General features: G+C 70.0%; 25 protein-coding genes and 1 pseudogene. 9 read left to right on the forward strand and 17 right to left on the reverse strand.

Translation table 11 applies throughout. From position 1 onward, the window contains the following. Positions 1–74: 74 nt before the first annotated feature. From ahpF to MNO14_RS03635, 3 genes are all read right to left on the reverse strand, one after another. Complete coding sequence (gene ahpF, locus MNO14_RS03625; protein WP_241945428.1) at positions 75–1,655, reverse strand: alkyl hydroperoxide reductase subunit F; 1,581 nt, start codon at positions 1,653–1,655, stop codon at positions 75–77. Between the two features lie 168 nt (positions 1,656–1,823). Further along, on the reverse strand, positions 1,824–2,387 hold the full coding sequence (ahpC, locus tag MNO14_RS03630; RefSeq protein ID WP_183427488.1) for an alkyl hydroperoxide reductase subunit C: 564 nt from the start codon (positions 2,385–2,387) through the stop codon (positions 1,824–1,826). Positions 2,388–3,375: 988 nt separating this feature from the next. Then, a complete protein-coding gene (locus MNO14_RS03635) occupies positions 3,376–4,275 on the reverse strand; it encodes an alpha/beta hydrolase (RefSeq protein ID WP_241945429.1) in 900 nt (299 codons plus the stop codon). Between the two features lie 65 nt (positions 4,276–4,340). Between MNO14_RS03635 and prmC the strand changes: the two genes are divergently transcribed. The 3 genes and pseudogenes from prmC to MNO14_RS03650 all read left to right on the forward strand — a co-directional run. After that, on the forward strand, positions 4,341–5,195 hold the full coding sequence (gene prmC / locus MNO14_RS03640; protein WP_241945430.1) for a peptide chain release factor N(5)-glutamine methyltransferase: 855 nt from the start codon (positions 4,341–4,343) through the stop codon (positions 5,193–5,195). A gap of 32 nt (positions 5,196–5,227) precedes the next feature. Then, on the forward strand, positions 5,228–6,169 hold the full coding sequence (pip, locus tag MNO14_RS03645; protein ID WP_241945431.1) for a prolyl aminopeptidase: 942 nt from the start codon (positions 5,228–5,230) through the stop codon (positions 6,167–6,169). Between the two features lie 119 nt (positions 6,170–6,288). After that, positions 6,289–6,507 (forward strand): annotated as a pseudogene (locus MNO14_RS03650) (alkylphosphonate utilization protein); the annotation flags it as partial. 37 nt (positions 6,508–6,544) lie between these two features. Here MNO14_RS03650 and MNO14_RS03655 read toward each other — a convergent pair. From MNO14_RS03655 to MNO14_RS03665, 3 genes are read right to left on the reverse strand one after another with little or no spacing between them, the layout of a single operon-like run. Continuing rightward, positions 6,545–7,111, reverse strand: coding sequence for an NUDIX hydrolase (locus MNO14_RS03655; protein WP_241945432.1), 567 nt, complete (start codon positions 7,109–7,111; stop codon positions 6,545–6,547). Positions 7,112–7,165: 54 nt separating this feature from the next. Next, complete coding sequence (locus MNO14_RS03660) at positions 7,166–8,122, reverse strand: 5'-3' exonuclease H3TH domain-containing protein (RefSeq protein WP_241945433.1); 957 nt, start codon at positions 8,120–8,122, stop codon at positions 7,166–7,168. Further along, positions 8,119–8,712 (reverse strand): nitroreductase, encoded by a 594-nt coding sequence (locus MNO14_RS03665; protein ID WP_241945434.1) that lies wholly within the window; start codon positions 8,710–8,712, stop codon positions 8,119–8,121. The genes MNO14_RS03660 and MNO14_RS03665 overlap by 4 nt, the downstream gene beginning before the upstream one ends. 72 nt (positions 8,713–8,784) lie before the next feature. Here MNO14_RS03665 and MNO14_RS03670 point away from each other — a divergent pair, with 72 nt between their 5' ends. Beyond that, positions 8,785–11,103 (forward strand): DUF1631 family protein, encoded by a 2,319-nt coding sequence (locus tag MNO14_RS03670; protein WP_241945435.1) that lies wholly within the window; start codon positions 8,785–8,787, stop codon positions 11,101–11,103. A 42-nt stretch (positions 11,104–11,145) separates the two neighbouring features. On the opposite strand, the gene MNO14_RS03675 is transcribed toward MNO14_RS03670, so the two are convergent. From MNO14_RS03675 to MNO14_RS03705, 7 genes are all read right to left on the reverse strand, one after another. Then, positions 11,146–11,598: a DUF3106 domain-containing protein gene (locus tag MNO14_RS03675; RefSeq protein WP_241945436.1), complete on the reverse strand. Its 453-nt coding sequence runs from the start codon at positions 11,596–11,598 to the stop codon at positions 11,146–11,148. Between the two features lie 4 nt (positions 11,599–11,602). Next, positions 11,603–12,001 carry a hypothetical protein gene (locus MNO14_RS03680; RefSeq protein ID WP_241945437.1) on the reverse strand — a complete coding sequence of 133 codons (399 nt, stop codon included), beginning with the start codon at positions 11,999–12,001 and terminating at the stop codon, positions 11,603–11,605. Beyond that, the gene (locus MNO14_RS03685; RefSeq protein WP_241945438.1) at positions 11,998–12,612 is read right to left on the reverse strand and encodes an RNA polymerase sigma factor; all 615 of its coding nucleotides are present in this window, start codon (positions 12,610–12,612) and stop codon (positions 11,998–12,000) included. The genes MNO14_RS03680 and MNO14_RS03685 overlap by 4 nt, the downstream gene beginning before the upstream one ends. Positions 12,613–12,817: 205 nt before the next feature. Beyond that, positions 12,818–14,215 (reverse strand): NAD(P)(+) transhydrogenase (Re/Si-specific) subunit beta, encoded by a 1,398-nt coding sequence (locus MNO14_RS03690; protein ID WP_241945439.1) that lies wholly within the window; start codon positions 14,213–14,215, stop codon positions 12,818–12,820. Positions 14,216–14,327: 112 nt separating this feature from the next. Continuing rightward, positions 14,328–14,627, reverse strand: coding sequence for an NAD(P) transhydrogenase subunit alpha (locus tag MNO14_RS03695; protein ID WP_241945440.1), 300 nt, complete (start codon positions 14,625–14,627; stop codon positions 14,328–14,330). Beyond that, a complete protein-coding gene (locus MNO14_RS03700; protein WP_241945441.1) occupies positions 14,624–15,739 on the reverse strand; it encodes an NAD(P) transhydrogenase subunit alpha in 1,116 nt (371 codons plus the stop codon). The genes MNO14_RS03695 and MNO14_RS03700 overlap by 4 nt, the downstream gene beginning before the upstream one ends. Before the next feature lie 131 nt (positions 15,740–15,870). Beyond that, positions 15,871–16,620 (reverse strand): sulfite exporter TauE/SafE family protein, encoded by a 750-nt coding sequence (locus MNO14_RS03705; protein WP_241945442.1) that lies wholly within the window; start codon positions 16,618–16,620, stop codon positions 15,871–15,873. Positions 16,621–16,712: 92 nt separating this feature from the next. On the opposite strand from MNO14_RS03705, the gene MNO14_RS03710 reads away from it, so the two are divergent. Beyond that, complete coding sequence (locus tag MNO14_RS03710; protein ID WP_241945443.1) at positions 16,713–17,615, forward strand: LysR family transcriptional regulator; 903 nt, start codon at positions 16,713–16,715, stop codon at positions 17,613–17,615. Between the two features lie 47 nt (positions 17,616–17,662). Here MNO14_RS03710 and MNO14_RS03715 read toward each other — a convergent pair whose 3' ends face one another. Beyond that, a complete protein-coding gene (locus MNO14_RS03715; RefSeq protein ID WP_241945444.1) occupies positions 17,663–18,076 on the reverse strand; it encodes a hypothetical protein in 414 nt (137 codons plus the stop codon). A 98-nt stretch (positions 18,077–18,174) separates the two neighbouring features. On the opposite strand from MNO14_RS03715, the gene sufT reads away from it, so the two are divergent. The 4 genes from sufT (at position 18,175) to MNO14_RS03735 (ending at position 23,957) form a co-directional block, all read left to right on the forward strand. Then, on the forward strand, positions 18,175–18,726 hold the full coding sequence (sufT, locus tag MNO14_RS03720; protein WP_241945445.1) for a putative Fe-S cluster assembly protein SufT: 552 nt from the start codon (positions 18,175–18,177) through the stop codon (positions 18,724–18,726). 441 nt (positions 18,727–19,167) lie between these two features. Continuing rightward, entirely contained in the window at positions 19,168–20,898 is a 1,731-nt protein-coding gene (locus tag MNO14_RS03725; protein ID WP_241945446.1) for a S8 family peptidase, read from the forward strand. 133 nt (positions 20,899–21,031) lie between these two features. After that, positions 21,032–23,353, forward strand: coding sequence for a pre-peptidase C-terminal domain-containing protein (locus tag MNO14_RS03730; RefSeq protein WP_305879407.1), 2,322 nt, complete (start codon positions 21,032–21,034; stop codon positions 23,351–23,353). A 199-nt stretch (positions 23,354–23,552) separates the two neighbouring features. Then, the gene (locus MNO14_RS03735; RefSeq protein ID WP_241945447.1) at positions 23,553–23,957 is read left to right on the forward strand and encodes a hypothetical protein; all 405 of its coding nucleotides are present in this window, start codon (positions 23,553–23,555) and stop codon (positions 23,955–23,957) included. 15 nt (positions 23,958–23,972) lie between these two features. Here MNO14_RS03735 and MNO14_RS03740 read toward each other — a convergent pair whose 3' ends face one another. From MNO14_RS03740 to wrbA, 3 genes are all read right to left on the reverse strand, one after another. Next, positions 23,973–24,461, reverse strand: a complete 489-nt coding sequence (locus MNO14_RS03740; RefSeq protein WP_241946250.1) for an asparaginase domain-containing protein — start codon at positions 24,459–24,461, stop codon at positions 23,973–23,975. Between the two features lie 109 nt (positions 24,462–24,570). Beyond that, positions 24,571–24,918, reverse strand: a complete 348-nt coding sequence (locus MNO14_RS03745) for a DUF2069 domain-containing protein (protein ID WP_241945448.1) — start codon at positions 24,916–24,918, stop codon at positions 24,571–24,573. Next, entirely contained in the window at positions 24,915–25,508 is a 594-nt protein-coding gene (gene wrbA / locus MNO14_RS03750) for an NAD(P)H:quinone oxidoreductase (RefSeq protein WP_241945449.1), read from the reverse strand. Before wrbA ends, MNO14_RS03745 begins: the two co-directional genes overlap by 4 nt. Positions 25,509–25,608 lie beyond the last annotated feature (100 nt).

The raw sequence follows: 25,608 nt of genomic DNA on the forward strand, positions 1-25,608 counted from the left end.
GCGCGCCGACGCGCTGCCCGGTCGCCGCACTGCGACGACCAGGCAGGTCGCATGGTCTGCGGGCGCGCCCATGCTCAGGCGGCCGCCGCCTGCGGTGCCGGCGCGGAGTGCCGGATCAGGTGGTCGAACGCGCTCAGTGCCGCCTTCGAGCCTTCGCCCATCGCGATGACGATCTGCTTGTAGGGCACCGTGGTCACATCGCCAGCGGCGAACACGCCCGGCACGCTGGTCTGGCCGCGGGCATCGACGACGATCTCGCCGCGCGGGCTCAACTCGACCACGCCCTTCAACCACTCGGTGTTGGGCAGCAGGCCGATCTGCACGAACACGCCCTCGAGCTCGACGCGGTGATCGCCGCCGCCGACGCGATCGCGATACACCAGGCCGTTGACCCGACTGCCGTCGCCGAGCACCTCGGTCGTCTGCGCGCTGGTGACGATGCGTACGTTCGCCAGACTGCGCAGCTTGCGCTGCAGCACCTCGTCGGCGCGCAGCTGCGCGTCGAACTCGATCAGCGTGACGTGGGCGACGATGCCGGCCAGGTCGATCGCGGCCTCGACGCCGGAGTTACCGCCGCCGATCACCGCCACGCGCTTGCCCTTGAACAGCGGCCCGTCGCAATGCGGGCAGTAGGCCACGCCCTTGTTGCGGTACTGATCCTCGCCCGGCACGTTCATCTGCCGCCAGCGTGCGCCGGTGGCCAGCACCACGGTCCGCGAGCGCAGCGACGCGCCGTTCTCCAACTGCACCTCGATCAGCCCGTCGTCGACGGCCGGCACCAGCCGCGTGCCGCGCTGCAGGTTCATGATGTCGACCTCGTACTCGCGCACGTGCTGCTCGAGCGCAGCGGCGAGCTTCGGGCCCTCGGTCTCTTTGACCGAAATGAAATTCTCGATCGCCATCGTGTCGAGCACCTGGCCGCCGAAACGCTCGGCGGCGATGCCGGTGCGGATGCCCTTGCGCGCAGCGTAGATCGCCGCGGCCGCGCCGGCCGGGCCGCCACCCACGACCAGGACCTCGAACGGCGCCTTGTCGGCGATCTTCGCGGCCTCGCGTTTTGCCGCGCCGGTGTCGAGCTTGGCAACGATCTGCTCGAGCGTCATCCGGCCCTGATCGAACTTCTCGCCGTTGAGGAATACGGTCGGCACCGACATGATCTCGCGTGCCTCGACCTCGTCCTGGAACAATGCGCCGTCGATGGCCACGTGGCGGATGCGCGGATTGAGCACCGCCGCCAGATTCAGCGCCTGCACCACGTCCGGGCAGTTCTGGCACGACAGCGAGTAGTAGGTCTCGAACAGGTACTCGCCTTCGAGCGCGGCGACCTGCTCGAGCGTCTCCTGCGCAGCCTTCGACGGGTGGCCGCCGACCTGCAGCAGCGCCAGCACCAGCGAGGTGAACTCATGTCCCATCGGCAGGCCGGCGAAGCGCAGCGAGATGTCGTGACCGGGGGAGGTCAGCGCGAACGACGGGCGTCGCGCATCGTCGCCGCCCAGGTCGATCGTGATGCGATCGCTGGCTTCGGCGAGGTCATCGAGCAGGCTGCGCAGCTCGGCGGACTTGGGGCTGTCGTCGAGCGAGGCCACGATGTGGATCGGGCGCACGGCGCGGGCCAGGTAGCCCTTGAGCTGGGCTTTGAGGTCGGCTTCCAACATGGTCGGCTCCTGGAGGCAGGGTGGGGCGGTACGCGACGTGCCATGACGGCGCATCGGACGGCGGGAGGGAGGCGAACCGGAAACCGCGCACGCACGGGTTCCGGTTCGCCTCCATCCCCGAAGCGGGGATGGAGGCGGCCGCGGCACACGCCGCGGCCGGTTCGCAGATCAGATCTTGCCGACCAGATCCAGCGACGGTGCCAGCGTCTTCTCGCCTTCCTTCCACTTGGCCGGGCAGACCTCGTTCGGATGGGCGGCGACGTACTGCGCGGCCTTGAGCTTGCGCAGGGTCTCGGTGACGTCGCGGGCGATGGCGTTGTCGTGGATCTCCAGCGTCTTGATCACGCCTTCGGGATTGATGATGAATGTGCCACGCAGCGCGAGGCCTTCTTCCTCGATGTGCACGCCGAACGCGCGGGTCAGCTGGTGGGTCGGGTCGCCGACCAGCGGGAACTGCGCCTTGCCGACGGCAGGCGAGGTCTCGTGCCACACCTTGTGCGAGAAGTGCGTGTCGGTGGTGACGATGTAGACCTCGGCGCCGGCCTTCTGGAACTCGGCGTAATGCTCGGCGGCGTCCTCGACCTCGGTCGGGCAATTGAAGGTGAAGGCGGCCGGCATGAAGATCAGCACCGACCACTTGCCCTTCAGGCTCTCGTTGCTGACTTCGACGAACTCGCCGTTCTGGAACGCAGTGGCCTTGAACGGCTTGATTTCGGTGTTGATGAGGGACATGGAAACTCCTTGGGTGAAGAGGGTGCGGCCGTGGCTGGCCGGCGGCCGGAGAGACCGGCTGGGCATAGGTTAGGCCTGGTCTATCGATATGTAAAATCGATAAGTCGAATCCTATCGATAGGTTCAGGCTATCGGTTGTGGATTCGGCGAATGCCTCTCTGAAATCGCTTGCAATCGCTGCTGCACTGCAGCAATATCAGGCGCAAGGGGCTGGTCGACGCAACACCGGTGACCCGCCCAGGCGGTCCAGGCCGCACACCCCATTCCGTGTCCGTACCTCCCTCCCACACGTGTCACGGAATCTTTGAAGGCGGCTTCGGCCGCCTTCATTTTGTCTGTCTGCAAGTGAGAGGACGGGCCTTACTCCGGATGGGCAGCCGCCTGCCGGCCGGAAACCGCTCTCCCCTCGGCAAGGCCGCTGCGCGGTCCGGCCACGCGAAGCGCGCGTGGCGCTCACATCGATGCGCGGCAATGTTGCGCACACCATCCATGCTCTCCCTGCCTTGATAGGGGCGTGCACCCGCTCCGCTTCGCGGATCGGTCCGGCCCGGCGCAGCGCGCCGGGCGTTCGCCCACTCGCGCGGCATGCCGCACAAGCTAAAGTGGGCTCACCCATGGCGCGCTTGACGCGGTCACCGGCCACCAGTCAGCTGCTATGACCGCTTGCAACCCGACTTCGGATGTACGTTGAGTCGCCCGCTTGAAGAAGTCGCGCGCCGTCGGCCCCAGCGCGTTCAGGACTGCTCCCCGGCTCGGTCAGTCAGCATAAAACCGGAGTCTAAAACCGGGGTCAGAGTGCAATTTCGCGAGGCGAAAATACACTCTGACCCCGGTTTTGCGAAGGGGGGCGTCAAGGCAGGCGAGCGCCATCAGTGCTTGCGTGGCCGGACCGCGCAGCGGCCTTGCCGAGGGGAGAGCGGCTTCCGGCCGGCAAGCGGCTGCCCATCCGAAGAGGCAACTCCGGGCCCTGCGCTCGGGAATAGAACGCTTATCTTGCCCGCGCACCGGGCACAGCCCGATGGGGATCCGGGCCTTGTTCGGCGCCTGCGCGCCGCGTCGACGACACGAAGTCCAGCACCGCAGGCAATACCGTCGGGGCCCGCGCTGGGTTGTAGAACGCCGCCGCGGGCGCGAAATGATGCGCGCCGGGCAGGATCAGCAGCGTCGAGGCCTCGCCGTGACTGCGTAGCGCCGCGTCCAGGCGCCGGCTCTCGTCCACATCGACGGTGCGGTCGGCATCGCCGTGCACCAACAGGAACGGCGGCTCGTCACCATCGACGAACCGCAGCGGCATCGCGTCCGGCCATTGCGTGCGCGGCCCGAACACCGTCGCCAGGTGCGAGTCGATTGCGAAATCGTAGGGGCCAGCCAGGCCGATCACCCCGGCCAGATCGCGCGGCGCCATGCCGACCGCGGCCAGATGACGTGCATCGGTGCCCAACAGCGCCGCGATCTGCGCGCCGGCCGAGTGCCCGGCGACAAACAGCCGTCGAGGATCGCCGCCATAGGCCTGTGCGTGGTCGCGGGTCCAGCGCACCGCCCGTGCCGCGTCGCCGACGAAATCGGGAAAACCGGCGGCCGGAAACGTCCGGTAGTCGGCGACGATCGCGACGATGCCGTGCTGCGCCAACCGGCTGCCGACGAAGCGGTACTGCGCGCGGTTGCCACGCCGCCACGAACCGCCGTAGAAGAACACCACGACGGCGGCGCCGCTGACCGGCGCGGCCGGGCGGTAGAGGTCGAGCGACAGTCCACGGTCGGCGTCGTATACGGCGCTGACAGCGGGTCGGTCGCTGTGTCGGTTGACCACTGCGAAGAACGCGCTCTGGCAGGCGGACAGCGTGAGCGCGAACAGCGCCGCAAGGCAGATGCGCAAGGCAGAAGGCATCAGCGGTCGCTCGAGCGAGAAGGCGACCACCATGCCCGACGCCCGCGCCGCTACGATGTGAAGCCATGGATACGCCTTCTCTCCGACTCGATGCGGTGCTGCGTGCCGCTGCATCGCGCATCGACGCCACCGATGCTCGCTGGCTGCTCGCGCATGCCGTCGGGCGTCCGCACAGCTGGTTGTTCGCGCATGGCGACGACCCGATTGAGCCGGCACTGGCCGCGCGCTTCGACGCGCTGGTGGCGCGCCGCGCTGCCGGTGAGCCGGTCGCCTACCTGATCGGACGCCGCGGCTTCTGGCGGTTTGATTTGGCGGTGTCGCGAGCGACGCTGATTCCCCGGCCCGAGACCGAGCGGCTGGTCGAGCTGACGTTGGCGCGGCTGCCGGCCGGGCCTGACGCGGCGGTGGCCGACCTGGGCACCGGCAGCGGCGCGGTCGCGCTCGCGCTTGCGGTCGAGCGCCCGGACGTCGAGGTGATTGCGACCGACTTGAGCGAGGACGCACTCGCCGTCGCGCGTGCCAATGCCGCCGAACTGGGGCTGGCGCGCGTGACGTTCCTGGCTGGCGACTGGTACGCGCCGCTCGCGGATCGGCGCTTCGATGTGCTGGTCAGCAACCCGCCGTACATCGAGGCGGACGATCCGCATCTGGCCCGTGGCGACCTGCGCTTCGAACCGCCGACCGCACTGGTCTCCGGCGATGACGGCCTCGATGCGATCCGCGTACTGGCCGGTGGTGCCTGTGCGCACCTGCGCCCCGGCGGCTGGCTGCTGGTCGAGCACGGTCTGGCGCAAGGCGAGGCGGTGCGCGCGCTGTTCAAAGCGGCAGGGCTTGGTGATGTGGAGACCGCGCGTGATCTCGAGCAGCGCGACCGCGTGACCCTCGGACGCGCGCCGGGGGCGCCCGACCGCGGCTGTTAGACTGGCGGCCGGTTCCTTTCGGATGCCCGTGCATGCGACAGCTCTATCCCGCCATCGAACCCTACGACACCGGTTCGCTGGCCGTCGACGATCGACACGTCCTGTACTACGAACAGTGCGGTAACCCGAAGGGCAAGCCGGTCGTGCTGCTGCATGGCGGCCCGGGCGGCGGTTGCAGCCCGAAGATGCGCTGCTTCCACGATCCGGCGAAGTACCGCATCGTGCTGTTCGACCAGCGTGGCGCGGGACGCTCGACGCCGCATGCCGATCTTGTCGCCAACACGACCTGGGATCTGGTCGCTGACATCGAGCGCCTGCGCGAGCACCTGGGCATCGAGCAGTGGCAGATCTTCGGTGGCTCGTGGGGGTCGACGCTGGCGCTGGCCTACGCCCAGAGCCACGCGCGCCGGGTCACCGAACTGGTCCTGCGCGGCATCTTCATGCTGCGGCGCTGGGAGCTGGAATGGTTCTACCAGGAAGGCGCGTCGCGCCTGTTCCCGGAAGCCTGGCAGCAGTACATCGCCGCGATTCCGCAGAACGAGCGTGGCGACCTGATCGCCGCGTTCCACAAGCGTCTGACCAGCGACGACGAAGGCGTGCGCCTGGACGCCGCCCGCGCGTGGAGCGTCTGGGAAGGCGCCACGAGCTTTTTGCACATCGACGAGGACTTCGCCGGCAGCCATGCCGATGCGCGGTTCGCGCTCGCGTTCGCACGCATCGAGAACCACTATTTCGTCAACGGCGGGTTCTTCGAAGTCGACGACCAGTTGCTGCGCGACGCCTACCGCATCGTCGATATCCCCGGCGTCATCGTGCACGGCCGCTACGACGTCGTCTGTCCGGTGCAGAACGCCTGGGACCTGCATCAGGTCTGGCCGAAGGCCGAGCTGGTGATCACGCCGGCCTCGGGCCACTCGGCGTTCGAAGCCGAGAACATCGACGCGCTGGTCCGCGCGACCGACCGCTTCGCCTGATCCACTGCGCGCCCGCATGTGCGGGCGCGATCATCCACGCGCGCTCGCGTGGCACGTATCCACTGCTCATGCGCCGGACACCGGCGCGCACCACGGGACATCGCACCATGTCGGAAGAAGACACCCTCGTCGTCAAGGACAGCAACGGCACCGCGCTCGCCGACGGCGACTCGGTCACGCTGATCAAGGACCTCAAGGTCAAGGGCACCAGTGTCACGCTCAAGCGCGGCACGCTGGTCAAGAACATCCGTCTCACCGACGACGCCGACCTGATCGAGTGCAACGCCGAGAAGGTCAAGGGCCTGGTGCTGCGCACCGAGTTCCTCAAGAAGGCCTGAGTGCAGGTGGGCCGGGCGCAGGCCCGGCCCGCGACCGTCAGTCGGCCGGCGTGCCGTCGGGCTGGTGGTCGATCATCCACAGCCCCGCCCAGAGTTTGAGGTCGAGCTCGTAGCCTTCGGCATGCTTGCGCATCAGCCAGGCCGGCGCGGTGGCGCGCGGCACGGTGTGGACGATGATGTCTTCGTCGTCGATGCCGCCGCCTTTGCCGACCCGGGTCAACTCGCGGGCGCGGACGAAGGCCACGCGCTCGTTGCTCATGCCCGCCGTCGTCGGGCCGGTCAGCAGCACGTCGACACGCCCGGCCGACCAGCCGGTCTCCTCGATCAGTTCGCGCCGGGCCGCGTCCTCGAGCGAATCGGAGCTGCCGTGGTCGCCGACCAGGCCGGCGGGCATTTCGATCGTGCGCGCACCCAGCGGCACCCGGTACTGCTCGACGAACAGCACCTCGTCATCCGGCGTGACTGCGATGATCAGCACCGCCATGCCGTTGCCGCCGTGCGTGCGCTCGCACGATTCCCACTTGCCCCGGCGGACCAACCGCAGCCAATCGCCCTGGTAGAGCACCTCCGCCGCGTCGGCGGGTCCCGCGTCCTGGTTCGTCATGCGTCGATGGTAGTCGCCCGGCCGCAGCGCCGGTAGCACGCGGCGGCGCGCCGGTCAGGCCTCGGCCACCGGCGCCCAGGTCAGGCCGGCCGCCGCGTACAGGCGCCGCCGGGTCAACGGACCGAAACGCAACGCGGTGCACAGGGCAGACAGCGCCTGCGCATCGCCCTCGCGCCGTGCGAAGCCGTCCGCGCCCTCGCCCAGTGGCGCATCGCAGGCGATCGTCGTCAGCTGTCGATACAACTGCGCGGCTTCGGCGTGCTGGCGCAACTTCGCTCCCGCCTGGGCGGCGCCGCGGAAACGCAGGAACCCGATCTCGTCGCTGCGTGCCAGCAGCGCGTCGAGCGTGCCGAAGTGGTGCAGCAGGCTGGCCGCGGTCTTGCAGCCGATGCCCGGCACGCCGGGAATGTTGTCGATCGCGTCGCCGCACAGCGCGAGGTAGTCGGCGATCTGGTGCGCCTCCACGCCGTGGCGCGCACGCACGCCGGCCGCCGTCCAACGTTGGCCGCGGGCGTAATCCCACTGCTCGTCGGCGCCCTGGAGCAGTTGCGAGAGATCCTTGTCGGCCGAGACGATGACGCCGTGGTGCGCGCGGCGGCGACCGGCGTGCAGCGCGCTGCCGATCAGGTCGTCGGCCTCGTACTCGGTGTCGGCGAGCACCACCAGGCCGAGCGCGCGACACAGCGCCTTGCAGTGCGCGAACTGCCGGCGCAATGCGTCGGGCGCGGGCGGGCGATTGGCCTTGTAGGCCGGGTACAGGCGGTTGCGGAAACAGCTGTCGAGCGCTTCGTCGAAGGCGACTGCGATGTGTCGCGGGCGCTCGCGCTCGATGAGTTCGGCAAGAAACCGTGCGAAGCCCTGCACCGCATTGGTCGGCCAGCCTTCGGCGTCGTGGAACTCGTCGGGCATCGAGTGCCAGGCGCGGAACACGTAGAGGCTGGCGTCGACCAGGTATAGCGGCGCGGTGGGCGAGGGGGCGGGCGACTGGACGGCGGGGGGCGTCAAACTCACGGCGCGACCCAGTCCTGCAGCAGCGCGGCCGGGTCCGGGCGCTCGCGTTCGGGCGGATCGAGCCGTGGGCTGCCGATGTGGATGAAGCCGGCGATGCGCTCGTGCTCGCCCAAGCCGAGGGCGGCGAGGACTTCGGAGTCGTAGGCCGGCCAGCCGGTCAGCCAGGAGGCGCCAAAGCCGCAGGCCTGGGCGGCCTGCAACAGCGCAAAGCACACGCTGCCGGCGGTCAGTAGCCGTTCGATGTCGGGAATTGCGGTGTCGTGCGGGTCCAGAATCGCGACGACCGCGATCACCAGCGGCGCGTGCGAGAACCGGTGCCGATCCTTGTCCAGCGCGCTGGCGCCGATCTCCGGATCGCGTGCGCGTGCGCGGTCGACCAACTGCTCACCGAGCGCGTGACGCGCATCGCCGGCGATGCGCAGGAAACGGAACGGCACCCGCTTGCCGTGGTCGGGGACCCGAACCGCCGAGCGCAGCATGCGCAGCAGGGTCGCGTCGTCGGGGCCAGGCGCATCGAGTTGGCGCGCCGGCACCGAGCGTCGCGCATCGAGCGCGTCGAGAAGGCGTTCAGCATTTGGGAGTATCGTCACGGACTTGTGCCTCTGGTTTCGGAAAGCTAAGTGCGGGGGCACTGTGCCCCATGCCCCCGATTCTCCCCCAAGATGACGCATCCCCACGACATCGGTCCGGCGCCGCATGCGCGCCGACCTACGCCGGGCGAGCCCGAGGCGGTGTTCGACGCGCTGCGACGCGACGCGGTGACGGCGCTGGGCGAGGTGTTGTCGACGCTGTGGGACGAGGTCGAGGCCCAGGTCGAGCGCGATGCGCTCGGCGCTGCCGTCGACTACATGGCCGCACAGGACGCACGATTGGCTGCGCGCGCGTTGCGCATGCGTGCCCCGGTGCTGGCAGCGAGCTTCCGTGCCGCCATCGAGGCGGCGTTCGAACGTTGGCGCAGCGCCGCCTCGCCGCGGCCGGCACACGATGCGATGGCGCTGATGTCCGAAGGCCAGCTGGAACTGCATCTGGCGGTCGAGCAGCAGGTCGACCTGCTCGAACACCAGTGGACGGGCCCGTTGACCGCGCTCGATGGCCGGATGGCGGTGCTGGCATCGCGCCTCGGGGTCGCCGACGGCGCGGCGCATCCGCTGCGTCCGGCCGTGCCGGTCCAGGCGTTTGCCGGTCTGCTCGATCCCGATGCGCTGCCGCGCGACCTGCGCGCCCAGTTGTTCCAGCAACTCGGTGCACGGCTGCCGGCGGTTCTGGCCGGGCTCTACGCCCGCGCCGATACGCTGCTCGACACCGCGTTCGGGCCGGTGCCTGCGACACCGGCCGCCGGCCGTGGCGGTCGCGCGCCCGCGTGGCAACCCGAGGGTGGGCTGGCCGAGGCGCGGGCGGATACGGCCGACGTCGCCGACGCCGCGCGCGACAGCGCCCGGCCCGCGCAGCGGCCGTTGTCGCCGGATCTGGCCCGGCTGCTGGCCGCCAGCGGCCCGGATACGACCGACACCGATCCGCGGGGCGCCGAGCTCGTGCTGGTTCGCGCGCAGTTGCACCGCTGGCGGGCGCAACGCGCGCGTACGCCTGCGTCCCCGTCGGAGGATGCGCCCGCGCTCGATGTGCCGCCCCGCGCAACCCAGACCCTCGAGGCGGCGAAGCTGCTCAGCGTGGCGCGGCTGCTGCAGGGGGACGACCCCTCCCCGTATGCCCGGGTGCTGGCCGGTGACGATCGTCGGCGGTTGGGCGATGTGATCCGGCTCGAACTCGCGCGCGGCCTGCGTGGCGTCGGCATCGATCCCGACCGCGCGCCGCTGAGCGGCGACGACGAAGACGTGATCGACCTGGTCGGCCTGCTGTTCCAGGCGCTGTTCGAGGCCAACGACCTGATGCAGCAGGCTCGCGATCTCTACGGCCGGCTGGTCATGCCCTGCCTCAAGGTCGCTTTGACTGACGAAACGCTGTTCAGCCAGCGCGGCCATCCAGCGCGCCGGTTGCTCGATGCAGTCACCGAGGCCTGCGACGGCAATACCGGCGACACCGCGGTCGACCGCGACCTGCTCGAGCATGCCGGGCGGCTCGTCGACCGGGTCGTGGAGGAATACGAAACCGACCAGGCGGTGTTCGCGCTCGCGGCCGAAGAATTGCGCGACCGCCTGGACCAGCAACGCCGTCGCACGGAAGTTGCCGAGCGCCGTGCCGCCGAGGCGATCCACGGCCGCGAACGCCTGCAACAGGCACGCCGCGGCGTAGCTGCGCTCGTGGCCGAGCGCATGACCGCGCAGCCGCTGACCGACGCGGTCGCCCGGTTTCTCGACCAGCACTGGCGCCACCACCTGACCCAGACCTGGCTGCGCGACGGTCCCGATTCGCCACGCCACCGCGCCGCGGTCGCGATCGGCGATGCGATGATCGGCATCGACCTCGACGCCGCAGCGGCCGATGGCACCGCGGTCGCCGCGTCCTTGCGTGCGCTGCAGGGGCCGCTGGCCGATTGCTACGCCAGCGGCGGTCTCGACGCGGCCGCCGCGCGCGAGGAGGTCACGCGCATCGTGGCCGCGCTCGCGCGTTGCGATGCGCCCAGGCGCCTGCATACGCCGCTGCCGGAAGACGAGGCGCTGGACGAGCCGTCCGATCCGCTGCTGCGCCTGGTCGACGGCACCGCGACGCCTGCATTCGATCCGACCATCGCCGCGCGGATGCGCCAGCTTCGGCCGGGTCAGGGCCTGCGGCTGATCGACGAGCACGGTCGCCAATCGGTGGCCCGGGTGGCGTGGATCAGTCCGCTGACCTCGCGGCTGCTGATCGTCAACCGGCGCGGTGTGCGCCGGATGGTCGTCTCGCCCGAGGAACTGGCCGCGTTGGTCGGGGCCGGGCGTGCGCTCGTGCGTTCGATCGATGCCCCGTTCGACGAGGCCATGAAGCATCTCTGGCAGCACCTGAGTGCGGCCAACGACGACGTCGACAGCGCTGCGGTGGGGTGATCGCAGCGATCGGCGGCACGACGGCGCGTGTCGAGGCTGGCGTCAGCGCGGCGTTGCGGCGCCATCACGCGGCTCAGGCGCGGGATTGGCCTGCGCCCAGCGGCGGCGCTGTTCAGGGGTCATCTGCTGCCAGCGTTCGCGCAGCGCGGTGCGCTCGGCCTCGGGCAGCGTGCGCAGCTTGGAATACAACGCACGGGCTTCTTCGCGCTGCTCGGGCGGCAGCCGCTTCCAACTGTGCATGCCGTGGCGGGCGTGTTCGCGCTCGGCCGGCGTCATCGTTTGCCAACGCTGGGCGTGGCCGAGCATGCGGCGGCGTTTGTCGGCATCGGCGTCGTTCCAGCGCTCGCGGATCGGCGCGACCAGTTGGTCGCGCTGCTCGGGCGTGAGCCGGTCCCACTCGGGCAGGGCCGGGCCGGACTGGGCGGCCACAAAACCGGTTGCCGACAGGCCGCCCAGCAGCAGGACCGTACGCAGGAAGGGGGAAGACAGGCGCATGGGGTCACTCCATCGCAAGCAAGGTGGACTCGTTCGCGGCGAGCCACAGGTAGAAGTCCGGCGATTCCTCGTACGTCGCCAGGGCGTCGGCCACGCCGTCGTCGAGGGCGGCCGCGCCGTCGGCTTCGGCCAGGACCGGCGCGGGCGTGGCAGTCGGCGGCGCCGGCGGGGCGAGCGATTGCATGCCAATCGCCAGCGCGAACAGCGCGGCGAAGCCGGCGGCGGCCGGCCAGGCCCAACTGCGCCGCGCAGGGGAGGCGGTCGAACCGGTCGTGGCGGCATGACGCGCGCGATGCAGGCGCGCGGTGGTGCCGGCCGAGATCTGCGCCTGGGCACGGCCGTAGAGCGCACGCAGCGCGGCGTCGTCGTCCGCGGCCGTGCGCGGGTCGTTCGGCGGGTTCATCGAAACTCCTCCAGTTGCGTCTGCAGCGCCTCGCGGGCACGGAACAGATGGGTTTTCACCGAGCCCTCGCCGCAGCCCATGATGCGGGCGGTGGTCCCGACGTCGAATTCCTCCAACACCCGCAGCGTGAACGCCTCGCGCTGACGCCGCGGCAGTTGGCGCAGCGCCTCGGCCAATCGCTGCCAGGCCTCGCGGCCGTCGTGCGAGCGCGACGGATCGGGGCCGGCATCGGCCCAGTCGATCTCCTCGCCCTCGGGCGTGCGGGCATCGGTGAGCCAGCTCAGCCGGAACGTGCGCCGGCGCTGGGTGTCGACGATCCGGCTGCGCAGCACCGTCCAGAACAGCGGCGTCCATTCCGACGCCGGCCGGTCGCGATAGCCGAGCATCCGGATCATTGTGTCCTGCACCGCGTCGAGCGCGTCGTCGCGATGGCGCAGGCCCAGCTCGGCGAAACGAAACGCCCGGCGTTCGACGCTCGCCAGAAACGCCTCGAGCGTGGCCGGCGGCGCGGTGTCGGGGGCGGCCGTCGCCGCAGGCAGGGGAGCGCTCACCGGCGCCAGCCTACCGTGCACGGCATGCGTCTGCGGGTCGAACGGGCGGCTGCCATCCATCGTCGGGTCGTTGCGCCACGGGCGGGGTCGTCATGGATAACGCCTCGCGGCACCGGCGGTTGACGCGGACGCCGCAGATGGTTCCATACGCCGCCGCTGCTCATCGGCGATTGCGGCGCCTGGCCTGGCGCGCGACCGCGACGGTGCTCGGCCGCTCGTGCCGGCCGGTGCAGGTCCGGATGGCGCCTGCCGGACGGCGGCGGAGCTAATGCCCGCCGTCGAGCGCCTTGAGCTCGGTGACCAGGGCGCCGGCCGCCTCGGCGCCGTCGCCGTAGAGCATGCGCGTGTTGTCGGCGTAGAACAGCGCGTTCTCGATGCCGGCAAAGCCCGTGCCCTTGCCGCGCTTGATGACCACGACGTTCTTCGAATCGATCACGTCCAGTATCGGCATGCCGTAGATCGGGCTCGCCGGGTCGGTCTTGGCAACCGGGTTGACGACGTCGTTGGCGCCGATGACCAGGGTGACGTCGGTGCTGGCGAACTCGGGATTGATGTCGTCCATGTCGACGATCAGGTCGTAGGGCACCCCGGCCTCGGCCAGCAGCACGTTCATGTGCCCGGGCATGCGACCGGCGACGGGGTGGATCGCGAACTTGACCTTGACCCCGCGCTCGATCAGCCGCTGACTCAGTTCGCGGATCTTGTGCTGCGCCTGGGCGACGGCCATGCCGTAGCCGGGCACGATCACCACCCGCTCGGCGTAGGCCATCATCGCCGCCACGTCGCCGGCCTCGATCGGCTTCTGCGTGCCCTCGATCGCCTGCGCCTGCGCGCCGCCGCCGAAGCTTGCGAACAGCACGCTGCGGATCGAGCGGTTCATCGCCTTGGCCATCAGCCGGGTCAGCAGCATGCCGGCCGCACCGACCATCGTGCCGGCGATCATCAACGCCTCGTTGCCCAGCACATAGCCCTCGAAGGCCACCGCCAGGCCGGTCAGCGCGTTGTACAGCGAGATCACCACCGGCATGTCGGCGCCGCCGATCGGCAGCGTCATCAGCACGCCCAGCGCGAGCGCCAATGCGAAGAACGCGACGATCGCCGGCAATTGGAGCGCATGCACCACCAGGCCGCCGACGATGAGCGCGGCGACGAACACCGCCAGGTTGAACAGTTGCTGGCCGGGGAAGGCGTAGCGCTTGTCCATGCGCCCGTCGAGCTTGGCCCAGGCGATCACCGAGCCCGAGAGCGCGATCGCGCCGATCAGTGCGCCCAGCGTCGCCAGCACCAACGGCACCGAAGCAGGTGCGGTGGCGTGCTGCGACCAGCGCAGCAGCTCGACCGCGCCGATCGCCGCCGCCGAGCCGCCGCCCAAACCGTTGTAGAGCGCGACCATCTGCGGCATGTCGGTGATCGCGACCTTCTTGCCCGACACCCACGCCAGCACGGTGCCCAGCGCGATCGCTGTCGCCATCAGGCCAAGGTTGTGCAGGCCCGGCACGAAGAACGTGGCCGCGGTCGCCAGCAGCATGCCGACGCCCGCCCACTGGATGCCCGAGCGCGCGGTCTTCGGCGAGGCCATGCGCTGCAGGCCGAGCAGGAACAGGGTTGCGGCGACGAAGTAGCTCGCCGCGATCAGTCCTGTGCGCAGGTCGAGGCCGCTCATCGTGCCGTCACCATCGTGGCGCCTGCGACCAGGGCTGGACGGTCGCGCCGCCACTGGAGCGCGGGACGGGCCGAGGGCAGGCCCCGCGACAGTGGCGAGACGGGCAGGTCGGTCACGGCGCCTCGCTCCGCTTGGCGGTGGGCTTGAACATCTCCAGCATCCGCTCGGTGACGACGTAGCCGCCGGCGGCGTTGCCGGCGCCCATCAGCACCGCGAGGAACCCGATCGCCTTCTCCAGCGTGGTATCGGCGTGGCCGAGTACGACCATCGCCCCGATCAGGACGATGCCGTGGATGAAGTTCGACCCCGACATCAGCGGCGTGTGCAGGATCACCGGCACGCGCGAAATGATTACATGGCCGGCGATTGCGGCCAGCATCACGATGTACAGCGCCACGACTCCATCGATCATGCGGGAACTCCGGACATGGGGGCGGCAGCCGGCACCTGCGGCCACACCGTTCGGGCCAGCAATTCGTCGGTCCAGTCGAAGGCGAGGGCGCCGTCGGCGAGCAGCAGCGATACGAAGTGCTGGAGGTTGCGTGCGTACATCTCGCTGGCATGCGTCGCGCCCAGGCTCGCCAGATCCAGCGGGCCCGCGACCGTGACGCCTGCGACCTCGACGGTCTGCCCGGGCACGGTGGCCGCGCAGTTGCCGCCGGTCTCGGCGGCCAGATCGACGATCACGCTGCCCGGCCGCATGCCGGCGACCATGGTGGCGTCGATGAGCGTCGGTGCCCGCCGCCCGGGCACGGCAGCAGTGCAGACCACGACATCGATGCCGGCCAGGTGCGCGGCCAGACGCCGTTGCTGTTCGGCGCGCTCTTCGTCGGTCAAGGCGCGCGCATAGCCGCCCTCGCCGGCAGCGCTCACGCCTAGATCGAGGAAACGTGCGCCCAGCGATTCGATCTGCTCGCGCGTCTCGGGCCGCACGTCGAAGCCCTCGACCTGCGCCCCAAGGCGCCGCGCGGTCGCGATCGCCTGCAGTCCCGCAACGCCGGCGCCGATCACCAGCACCTTCGAGGGCCGGATCGTGCCGGCGGCGGTGGTCAGCATCGGGAAGAACCGCGGCGCCAGCTGCGCGCCGATCAGCACGGCCTTGTAGCCGGCCATGCCGGCCTGCGAACTGAGCACGTCCATCGCCTGCGCGCGGGTGGTGCGCGGCAGTCGCTCGAGCGGGAAGGCGAGAATGCCGTGCGTGCGCAGCGCATCGGCCCGCGACGGTTCGGCGTCGGGCTGCAACGTGCCGATCAAGGCGGCGCCTGCTTTGAGCCGGGCGATCGCGTCGGTGGACGGCGCCTGCACGCACAGCACCAGATCGGCCTGCGGCAGCGCTTCATCGCCGACCAGATGTGCGCCGGCCTCGGCATAGGCGGCATCGGCGAAATGCGCGCCGTCGCCCAGGCCACGCTGCGCGAGCACGGTGGCCCCGGCGGCAGTCAGTTTGCGCGCCGTTTCCGGCGTCAGCGCCACCCGGCGTTCGCCAGGTGCGGTTTCTTTCATCGCAAGCACGACGACCGCCATCACCACTCCCCGTGGGTCTAGGACACCGGACGCTGTCGTCCGGGCCGGGCACGCTGTTGCCGGCGTCGATCCTAGCCTGAATGCTGCTGCAGGTCAGCGGGTAGGGGAGGGCGTGGCGGTCATGCGGTCGGTCAGCGCCAGGGGCGCGAGGCGAGTTCCAGGCCGAGCAGCAGCAGGCAGACGAGGAACCACACGCGAAACCGCGCCGGCGGGATGCGCTGGCGTAACCGCCCGCCGAGCCACATGCCGGCCAGCGCGGGCACGACCACCAGCGTCGACAGACCGGCCTGTTCGAAGCGGAACGCGCCGTGGACGCCCAGCCCGATCGCCAGCGCCAGCGTCGAGACCGTGAACGAGAGCCCCAGTGCCTGCACCAGCGTATCGCGCTGCAGCCCCAACGCCTGCAGGTACGGCACGGCCGGGATCACGAACACGCCGGTGGCGCCGGTGACCGCGCCAGTCGCGACGCCGACCGTCGGTGACCACCAGCGCTCATGGCGTGCAGGCACGGTCAGCGGCGGCGCGAGCAGGGCGTGGCCGGCGTAGGCGATGAGCGCCAGACCGAGCGCGAACCCCGACCAGGTCGGATCGGTCGTGGCTAGTGCGCCGGCACCGGCGACCGTGCCGACCACGATGCCTAGCAGCATCGGCCAGAGCCGGCGCATCAGCGGTCCCAGTTCGGGGCCGGCGGCCAGTTGCCAGACATTGGTCACCATCGAGGGCACCACCAGCATCGCCGCGGCTGCCGCGGGCGGCATGCCCAGCCCGAGCAGTCCCATGGCGATCGTGGGCAGGCCCATGCCGGTCAGGCCCTTCACTGCGCCTGCGAGCAGGAAGGTGCCGATCAGTGCCGCGAGGGGGAAAGCGATTGCCGTGTCCATGGCGCCATTGGGCGCCGGGCCGGCGACGGGCACAATGCGGCTTTGGCCGTGTCGTCCTTCGGATGAACCGAAGGGCGCGTCCTGGAGGTTCCGTGCGAATCGACCTGTCCGACCTGCGCCTGTTTCTGCACATCATCGATGCCGGCAGCATCAGCCAGGGCGCGGCGCGTGCACACCTGGCGCTGGCCTCGGCCAGCGAACGGCTGCGACGGATCGAGGCCGATGCCGGTATCGCCTTGCTCGAGCGACACGCCCGCGGTGTCCGCGCGACCGAGGCCGGCGAGGCGCTTGCGCACCATGCGCGGCGCATGCTGCGACGACACGGCATGCTGCATGAAGAACTGCAGGCGTTCGCCGCCGGCGCGCGCGGGACCTTGCGGCTGTATGCCAATACCGCGGCAGTGACCGGCTTCCTGCCCAGGGCGCTGGCGCCGTGGCTGGCGGCGCGTCCGGCGGTCCGCATTGAGTTGAAGGAACGCACCAGCCCGGAGATCGTGCGTGCAGTTTCCTCGGGCCGCATCGAGGCCGGTGTGGTCGCCGACAGTGTCGACGCCGGTCGTTTGCACCTGGCGCCGGTGGCGGAGGACCGGCTGGTGCTGATCGTGCCGGTCGACCATCCGCTCGCCGCCGTGCGCGAGGCGGCGTTCGCCGATGCGCTCGCCCTGCCGTTCGTCGGTCTGGCTCCGGGCAGCGCATTGCAGGATCACCTCGATGCGCACGCGGCTGACGCGGGCCGCGCGTTCGCGTTCCGCATCCGTGTCCGGACTTTCGAGGACCTGTGCCTGCTGGTCGCGCGCGGCGTCGGCGTGGGCATCGTGCCGGCCGGCGCCTCGCAGCGTTACCGTCGCCGCCATCCCCATCGCACGATCGCGCTGCGCGAGGCCTGGACGCGCCGCCGGCTATGCGTCTGTGTCCGCGACTGGCGAGGCCTGGCGCCGCCGATGCGCGATCTGCTCGTGCATCTGGGCGCGGATGCGCCGACGACTCACATCTAAGCGGCGCCAACCTTGCTTCGCATGCGACTGCTGCCGTGGCGCAGGATCTAGCGCGCGAGTACCGCCGCGATCACCAGCCCGGCGCCGAGCCAGGCTAGATCGGCCGGTGTGTTGGCCAGGCTGGCCAGGGTCCAGGCGTGGTGCGGCCCGAGCTTGAGCGCCGATTCCCAGGGCATCAGTCCCATCGGGCGGGCGAGTTGGGTGGCGATGATGCCCCAGTTGGCGATGATGATCGCCAGCAGCGTCGCGGCCGTGCCTGCGAGCGCGCGCACCAGCCCGGGGCGGAGCCGCGCCAGGCGCACCAGCAGCGCGGCATCGAGCGCGGCGACCACGGCCATCCAGGCGCCTTGCGCGCCCAGCGCGTCGGCCAGCAGGATCCAGGCGGCCGCGATGCCGGCGCTGCCGAGCAGCAGCAGACCGATCGCCAGCGGCCAGCGCCGGGCGCGGGCGGGTTCGGACATGGAAGACAGCATCGCGGGAATGGTCGGTCAGCATACCGGCGCGCGGCGATACAATGACAGCCTTGTCGCGGCCGCTTCCGGCCCTCATGTCCTGGGCCATGTACTCTCGCAGCAGCGAACCCGTCCGTTTCGAACGCGATTGCGAAGCCGTTCTCGTCCCCCAGGGCGAGGAGGTGACGCTGCCGGCCGGCAGTGCCGGCTACATCACTCAGGCGTTGGGCGGTAGTTACACCGTGTTCGTCGAGGGCAATCTGTTCCGGATCGCGGGCCGCGATGCCGATGCGATCGGCAAAGAGCCGCCGATGCCGCTGGAACTGCCCGACGACGCCGACGACGCGGCGGTCGAACGCATGGTCTGGCACCAGCTGCGCACCTGCTTCGACCCCGAGATCCCGATCAACGTCGTCGATCTGGGCCTGGTCTACGAGGCCGTGGTGATTCCCGTCGACAACGGGCACCGCAAGGTCGAGGTGCGGATGACGCTGACTGCGCCGGGCTGCGGCATGGGCGAGATCCTGGTCGACGATGTGCGCAGCAAGCTCGAGCTCATCCCGACCGTCGACGAGGCCGATGTCGAGCTGGTGTTCGATCCGCCGTGGAACCGGTCGATGATGTCCGAGGCCGCGCAACTCGAGACCGGCATGCTCTGACGGCGCCGCCGCGCCGTCCATCCTCAGATCCACATGTCCACATGGCAGGTGCGCCGGGCTTGCTGCTGCGTGGTGGTGGCTCGATGGTCCGATACCCGACGCCGCCTGTCGGCATTCGTGCAACACGCCTCGAGTGTGTTCGGCCGATAGGGTGCGCGTGCGCAAACTTGGCCACGCCCACCTCGCAGCCGTAAGACATCCCGGACGCTGCTCACATGGCTGAACGCAAAGCATCATGCAGAAATGTGATGCTTATCACTCTTATTGTCGAAAAATTAACGTGACCCGCCATTGCGCGCGAACAGGGCTGTCGCGTAGCGTCAGTTTGCGGTCAGTTTCGTCATGCCGCGTACGTTGCGGGTCGGCCATCGCCCATCGCGATGTGTCCGACCCCGGCCCCGCGCCGCGGCTCCGGCGCGCCCACGGTTTCGAGGGTTTCCCATGTCGAAGACGTCCATTCCCTTCCGTCGCCTTCAGCGCCGTGTGCTGGCGGCGGCCACGTTGCTGGCCCTTGCCGCGCCGCTGGCCGCGGCCCAGGCTGTCGAGCGGCTCGATCTTGCCGGGTTGCAGTCCGCCGAGCAGCACGACCGTTTCATCGTCAAGTACCGGGACGGCAGCGCCGCGCAGGCGCAGCCGGCCTCGATCAACGCGGCACTGGGGTCGGTGGCCGGTCGCTTGGCCGTCGGCGGCGGCAAGCAATTGCGACTCGAGCACCTGCGCCGCACGGCCGTCGGCGCCGATGTCGTGCGTACCAGCCGCAAGTTGGATCGGGCCGATGCCGAATCGGTGATGCGCCAGCTCGCGGCCGACCCCGATGTCGAGTACGTCGAGGTCGACAAGCGCAATCGGGTGTTCTGGACGCCCAACGATCCGCGCTTCAGCCAGCAGTACGGCTTCGGTACCGGCGCCGGGGGCATTCGCGCGACCACCGCCTGGGACGTGACGCGCGGTGCGGGCGCCGTCGTCGCGGTGCTCGATACCGGCATCACCTCGCACAGCGACCTCAATGCCAACATCCTGCCCGGATACGACTTCATCAGCGATCCGACGATCGCAGGCGATGGCAATGGCCGCGATGCCGATCCCAGCGATCCGGGCGATTTCGACGGCATCTATGCTTCGAGCTGGCACGGCACGCATGTTGCGGGCACGGTCGCGGCGGTGACCAACAACGGGGTCGGCGTCGCCGGCACTGCGCCGCTGGCCAAGGTGGTGCCCGTCCGCGTGCTCGGCCGTGGCGGCGGCTACGACTCCGACATCGCCGACGCGGTGATCTGGGCCTCGGGCGGCACGGTTGCCGGGGTGCCCGCCAACCAGAATCCGGCCGAGGTCATCAACCTGAGCCTGGGCGGACGCGGCAGCTGCGGCAACACGATGCAGAGTGCGATCAACGGCGCGGTCGGTCGTGGCACCACGCTGGTCATCGCCGCCGGCAACAGCAATGCCAACGTCTCGGGCTTCTCGCCGGCCAACTGCGCCAACGTCATTGCGGTCGCTTCCAATACCAGCACCGGCGCGCGTTCGAGCTTCTCCAACTACGGCACAGGCATCACGATCTCGGCGCCTGGCTCGGGCATCGTCTCCACGCTCAACAGTGGCCAGACCACGCCGGGCAGCGAGAGCTATGCCTCCTACGACGGCACCTCGATGGCCGCGCCGCATGTCGCCGGTGTGGTCGCGCTGGTGCAGTCGGTGTCCAATCCGGCCAAGACGCCAGCCCAGATCAAGGCCCTGCTGACCAGCACGGCGCGCGCGTTCCCCTCGACCCCGTCCCAGCCGATCGGCGCGGGCATCGTCGATGCGAAGGCTGCGGTGGATGCCGCGTCAGGCGGCGGCACCGGCCCGGGGCCCGATCCGGGCGACGGCAGCCTGGTCGTCGGCACGCCGATCACCGGCCTGTCGGGCGGCACCGGCAGCAGTCAGTTCTGGACGGTCAACGTGCCGTCGGGGGCGACCAACCTTGTCATCGCGCTGTCTGGGGGCAGCGGCGATGCCGACCTGTACGTCCGGCGCGGCGCGCAACCGACGACCTCGACCTGGGACTGCCGTCCTTACCGGTCGGGCAACAACGAAAGCTGCGCGTTCGCCACGCCTCAGGCCGGGACGTACCACGTCCTGGTGCGCGGTTATTCATCGTTCTCGGGAGTCACGTTGCGCGCCGATCACGACTAGCGCGACGGGGATGCAGGGCTCGGGGATAGAGGGCAGGCGGCACGCCGTGATCGTCGCGCGTGTCGCCGGCGGAGCACACCGGTCTTCGGCGTGCTCCGTTTTTTCTGTGCAATCCAACCAGGGGTAGAAAGGGATGAAGACTCTGATCGCAAGCCTCACCGCCGGCGTGTTATCGCTCGGCATCGCGACGGCGGCGCCACGCGACGCGCGACCCGCGGCGTTCGCCCACCGGCTGCCGGCCGAACACACCGTCGAACTCAAGCGCATGCCGGGCGTGGACGTCGCCCGGCTGCGCGCCGAGGACGCCCGGCAATCGCGCACCCAGGGCTTGCGCCCGGTGCGATTCGCCGCGCCGCTGGCCGTGGACCTGACGCCGGCCGATGCCGGCGACTGGGACGAGATCGCCGGCGGCAACCTTGTCTGGCGGCTGCGGGTGGAATCGAAGGATGCGCTGTCGCTGAACTTCGGTTTTTCCGAGTACCACATGCCCGAGGGCGGGCGCCTGCTGGTCTATCCGACGGGGCTGGACCGCAACGCCGATCCCGAAGCGATCCGCGCCTTCGACGCGACCGACAACAAGCCGCATGGCGCGCTGTGGACGCCGATCGTGCCGGGCGACAGCGCGGTGCTGGAAGTCGTGGTGCCGAAGGCCAAGCTGCCCGAACTCAAGTTGCGGCTGACCAGCGTCAACCACGACTATGTCGGCTTCGGCCGGCTCGCGCGCGAAGGCGCGCTGGCGCAGACCAAGGGCGTGTCTGGCAGTTGCAACGTCGATGTGGTGTGTCCCGACGGCGACGACTTCCGCGACGAGATTCCCTCGGTCGGCGCGTACTCGCGCTTTGGCATGTTTTATTGCAGCGGGTCGTTGCTCAACAACACCGCCGGCGACCGCAAGATGTACTTCCTGACCGCGCACCATTGCAGCATGGGCACGGCGGACGCGGCGGCCAGCATCGTCGTGTACTGGAACTACGAGAACTCCACCTGCCGCACGCCGGGCAGTTCCGCCAGCGGAGCCAATGGCGACGGCAGCCTGGCGCAGAACCAGACCGGTGCGGTCGTGCGCGCGACCCATGCCGGCTCGGACTTCACCTTGCTCGAGCTCGACACGCCGGCCGACCCGGCGTTCGCACTGAGCTGGTCGGGCTGGGACCGCCGCGACCTCGCACCAAGCGGCGCCACCGGTATCCACCACCCGCGGGTGGCCGAGAAGCGCATCACCCATTCCGACAATCCGCTGCGCGTCGAAGGCTATCTGGGCGCCAGCGGTAACAGCCATCTGTGGGTGCAGTGGAACCCGCGCGGCACCACCGAAGGCGGATCCTCGGGCTCGCCGCTCTACAGCCCCGAGGGCCGTGTGATCGGCCAGTTGCACGGCGGCTATGCCTCGTGCACGACGACCGGCGCCGATCACGTCGACTGGTACGGCCGGCTGTTCACCTCCTGGACCGGCGGCGGCACCGCAGCGACCTCGCTGGCGAGCTGGCTCGATGCGGCCGGCACCGGTGCGCAATTCGTCGACACCCTGACCGCCGACGGCGGCGTGGAGCCGGGCGCGCCGACCGCCGACTTCACCTATGCGATCGATCCCGACACGCTGACCGTGACCTTCACCGACACGTCCACCGCAGGCGAGGACGCGATCGACAGCCGCGCCTGGACGTTCGGCGACGGCGCCAGCTCGACCCAGGCCAGCCCGGTGCATACCTATGCCGAAGCCGGGACTTACACGGTCACGTTGACGGTGACCGACACCGAGGGCCGCAGCCACAGCCGCAGCGAGACCCTGGAGGTCGGTGATACCGGACCGGACGCGATCGCGATCGAGAACGGCGTGGCCGTCCCGGGCCTGGGCGGCGCGGCGGGCAGCGAGCAGCTCTACAGCCTGGTCGTGCCCGAGGGCGTCAGCGGGCCGCTGCTGATCACGACCTCCGGCGGCACCGGCAACGTCTCGCTGTATGTCAGCCGCGACGTCGAACCCGCCCTGGACGCGTTCGATTTCCGCTCCCAGCGGCCGGGCAACAACGAATCGGTGCGCATCGTCGACCCCGAGGCCGGTACCTACTACATCAAGCTGGTCGGCGCCGCGGCCTTCGCCAATGTCACGCTCCAGGCGCGCCATGCCGAGCCCAGCGACGGCGGCGGCCAGGGATCGCTGCGCAACGGGGTGCCGGTGACCGGCATCTCGGGTGACGCGGGCAGCGCACAGTATTGGACGGTGCAGGTGCCGGCCGGCACCATGAGTCTGGATGTGACGATGACCGGCGGCACCGGTGACGGTGACCTGTATGTGCGTTACGGCGAGCAGCCCACGACCAGTGCCTACGATTGCCGGCCCTTCCGCTTCGGCAACGAGGAGAGCTGCTCGTTCGTCAATCCGCAGCCGGGCACATGGCATGTGATGGTGCACGCCTACTCGGCGATCTCCGGCATCACGCTGACGGCGACGTACTGAGTGTGAACGTCCGGTCGGCGGTGGTCGCAGGCAGGGATGCCTGCGGCGGCCGTCGACCGGCGCGCGATGTGGGGCCAGTCGCTGTTTGGCCGGACCATTCAGCATGTCGCGCAATCGTCTTGCGGCCTTCATTCCGGCATCGCCAGCATGAAGGCATGCTCGACCACGCCGCAGTCCGCGGTTTCAACAGGGCAGGGCCATGCGTCCGATTTCGATGGGCTACGCCATTCTGGCCGTGGCGGTGCTGTGCGCACCGGTCGCGGCGCTGATGGCATCGCGTGGCCCCGACGCGCCCGCGCCGCACAATGAGCCCGCCATGCAGCAGCGTTTCATCGTCAAGTACCGGGCCGGCACCGAGCCGGCACGCGACCCGCACGCCGTGCAGGCGCACTTGGACCAGGTCGCCGACGCGCTGCCGCGGACCGGCAAGGCGGCCTCTGCGCCGAAGCTGTCGTGGCTGCGGCGATTGGCAGTCGGGGCGGATGTGTTCTCGGTCGCCCCCGCGCTGGATGCGGACGGCACCCGGCGGTTGCTCGATGCACTCCAGGCCGATACCGAGGTCGACTACGCCGAACCCGACGGCATCATGACCATCCAGCGCTGAGGCGCCGCCGCTTGCTCAGAGCACCGGCTCGAAGCGGTTGGCCTCGACGTTCTTGCGCACCTTGAGCGGGTCCCAGATCCGGCCGTTCATCGCCACGTAGACCCCCGGCGGTTTGGACTGCACGGCGCCCACGGCGGTGCCGATGTTGAACTCCGCGTCCGAGCCGCGGAAGCGCGCCGGGCTCAGCGCCCCGGTCAGCACAATGGTCTTGTCGGTGATCGAGGCCAGCACCTTCGCAGTCTCGACCATCGAATCGGTGCCGTGGGTCAACAGCACGTGGCGTGCGGGCTGCGCGGCGATCGTCGCGCGGATCAGCTCGCGGTCGTCGTCGGTGATGTGCAGCGAGTCCTTGCGGATGATCGGAATGACCCGGAACCGGAACGCGACGCCCAGCTCCTCGAGCATGCGTCCGATCTGCGGTTCGCCGACCTGGTAGTCCGATTTGTCGTCGAAGTAGATCTTGTCGATCGTGCCACCGGTGGTGACGATCAGCAGCTCGTCCATTGCCATGCAGTCTGTGTGGAGTGGTGGGAATGATAGCGGGCGGGATTGTGGCTGCGCGATCGGCGATCGCGGCCCCGGCACGTTCCGCCCGGCCTCGGCCTGTCCTCGATCATGCATCGCCGCGCTTGCGCGAGAAGCGCGCACGCAGGCCCGGCAGGCTGGCCGAGAATACGACGGTCAGCGACAGCGCGATGGCGGCCCAGGCAAAGTGCCCCTGCTCGGGCTGCGACCAGGCGTACATCACGCCGTGCGAGAACCAGAACAGCGCCGCGATGCCCGACCACAACGGCGCGCTGGGCGCGCCGCGCAACACGCCGGCGAGCAGCAGCAGCGGCGGCAGCACGAACACCAGCAAGGCTGCACCGAACTGCGCATCGCCCCAGTGCCAGGCTAGGTACAGCAACGCGATCGCGGCGAGCGCACCGGCGAGCACGGGGCGCGAACCTCTCGCCCTCATGCTGCGAGCTTGCCGGCCAGCATCGCGATGCGCCGCCCCAGCGCGCGGGCGAGCACCGACTCGTCGTCGCTCGGCTGTGGGTCGTCCTGCTGACCGGCGACGTGGCTGGCGCCGTACGGCGTGCCGCCGCCGCGCGTGCTGGTCAGCGCGGGCTCGGTATAGGGAATGCCGGCGATCACGCAGCCGTGGTGCAGCAGCGGCACGAGCATCGTCAGCAACGTCGCCTCCTGGCCGCCGTGCTGGGTGGCGGTCGAGGTGAACACCCCGGCCGGCTTGCCGACCAGCGTGCCGCTTGCCCATTCGGCGCCCAGGCCGTCGAGGAAGTGCTTGAGCGGGGCGGCCATGTTGCCGAACCGGGTCGGGCTGCCGAGCAGCAGCCCGGCGCACTCGGCCAGGTCGGCGCGCTCGACGTAGGGCGCGCCGTCTTCGGGCACCGGCGGCGCGGCGGCCTGGGTGACGGCGGCGACCGGCGGTACGGTGCGCAGCCGGGCCTGCATGCCGTCGACTTCGCCGATGCCCCGGGCGATCTGGCGGGCGAGGCGGGCGACCGAGCCGTTGCGGCTGTAGTAAAGAACGAGGATCTCGGGCATCGATGCGATCTGCGGTGCTGGACGTTCAGTGTGACAGGCCCGGGCGGCGGTGTCCGGTGCGCAGGCACGGGGCTTCCGCGCTGTCTGCGTCATCGCTTTG

Source organism: Luteimonas sp. S4-F44 (assembly GCF_022637415.1).
Taxonomy (GTDB): Bacteria; Pseudomonadota; Gammaproteobacteria; order Xanthomonadales; family Xanthomonadaceae; genus Luteimonas.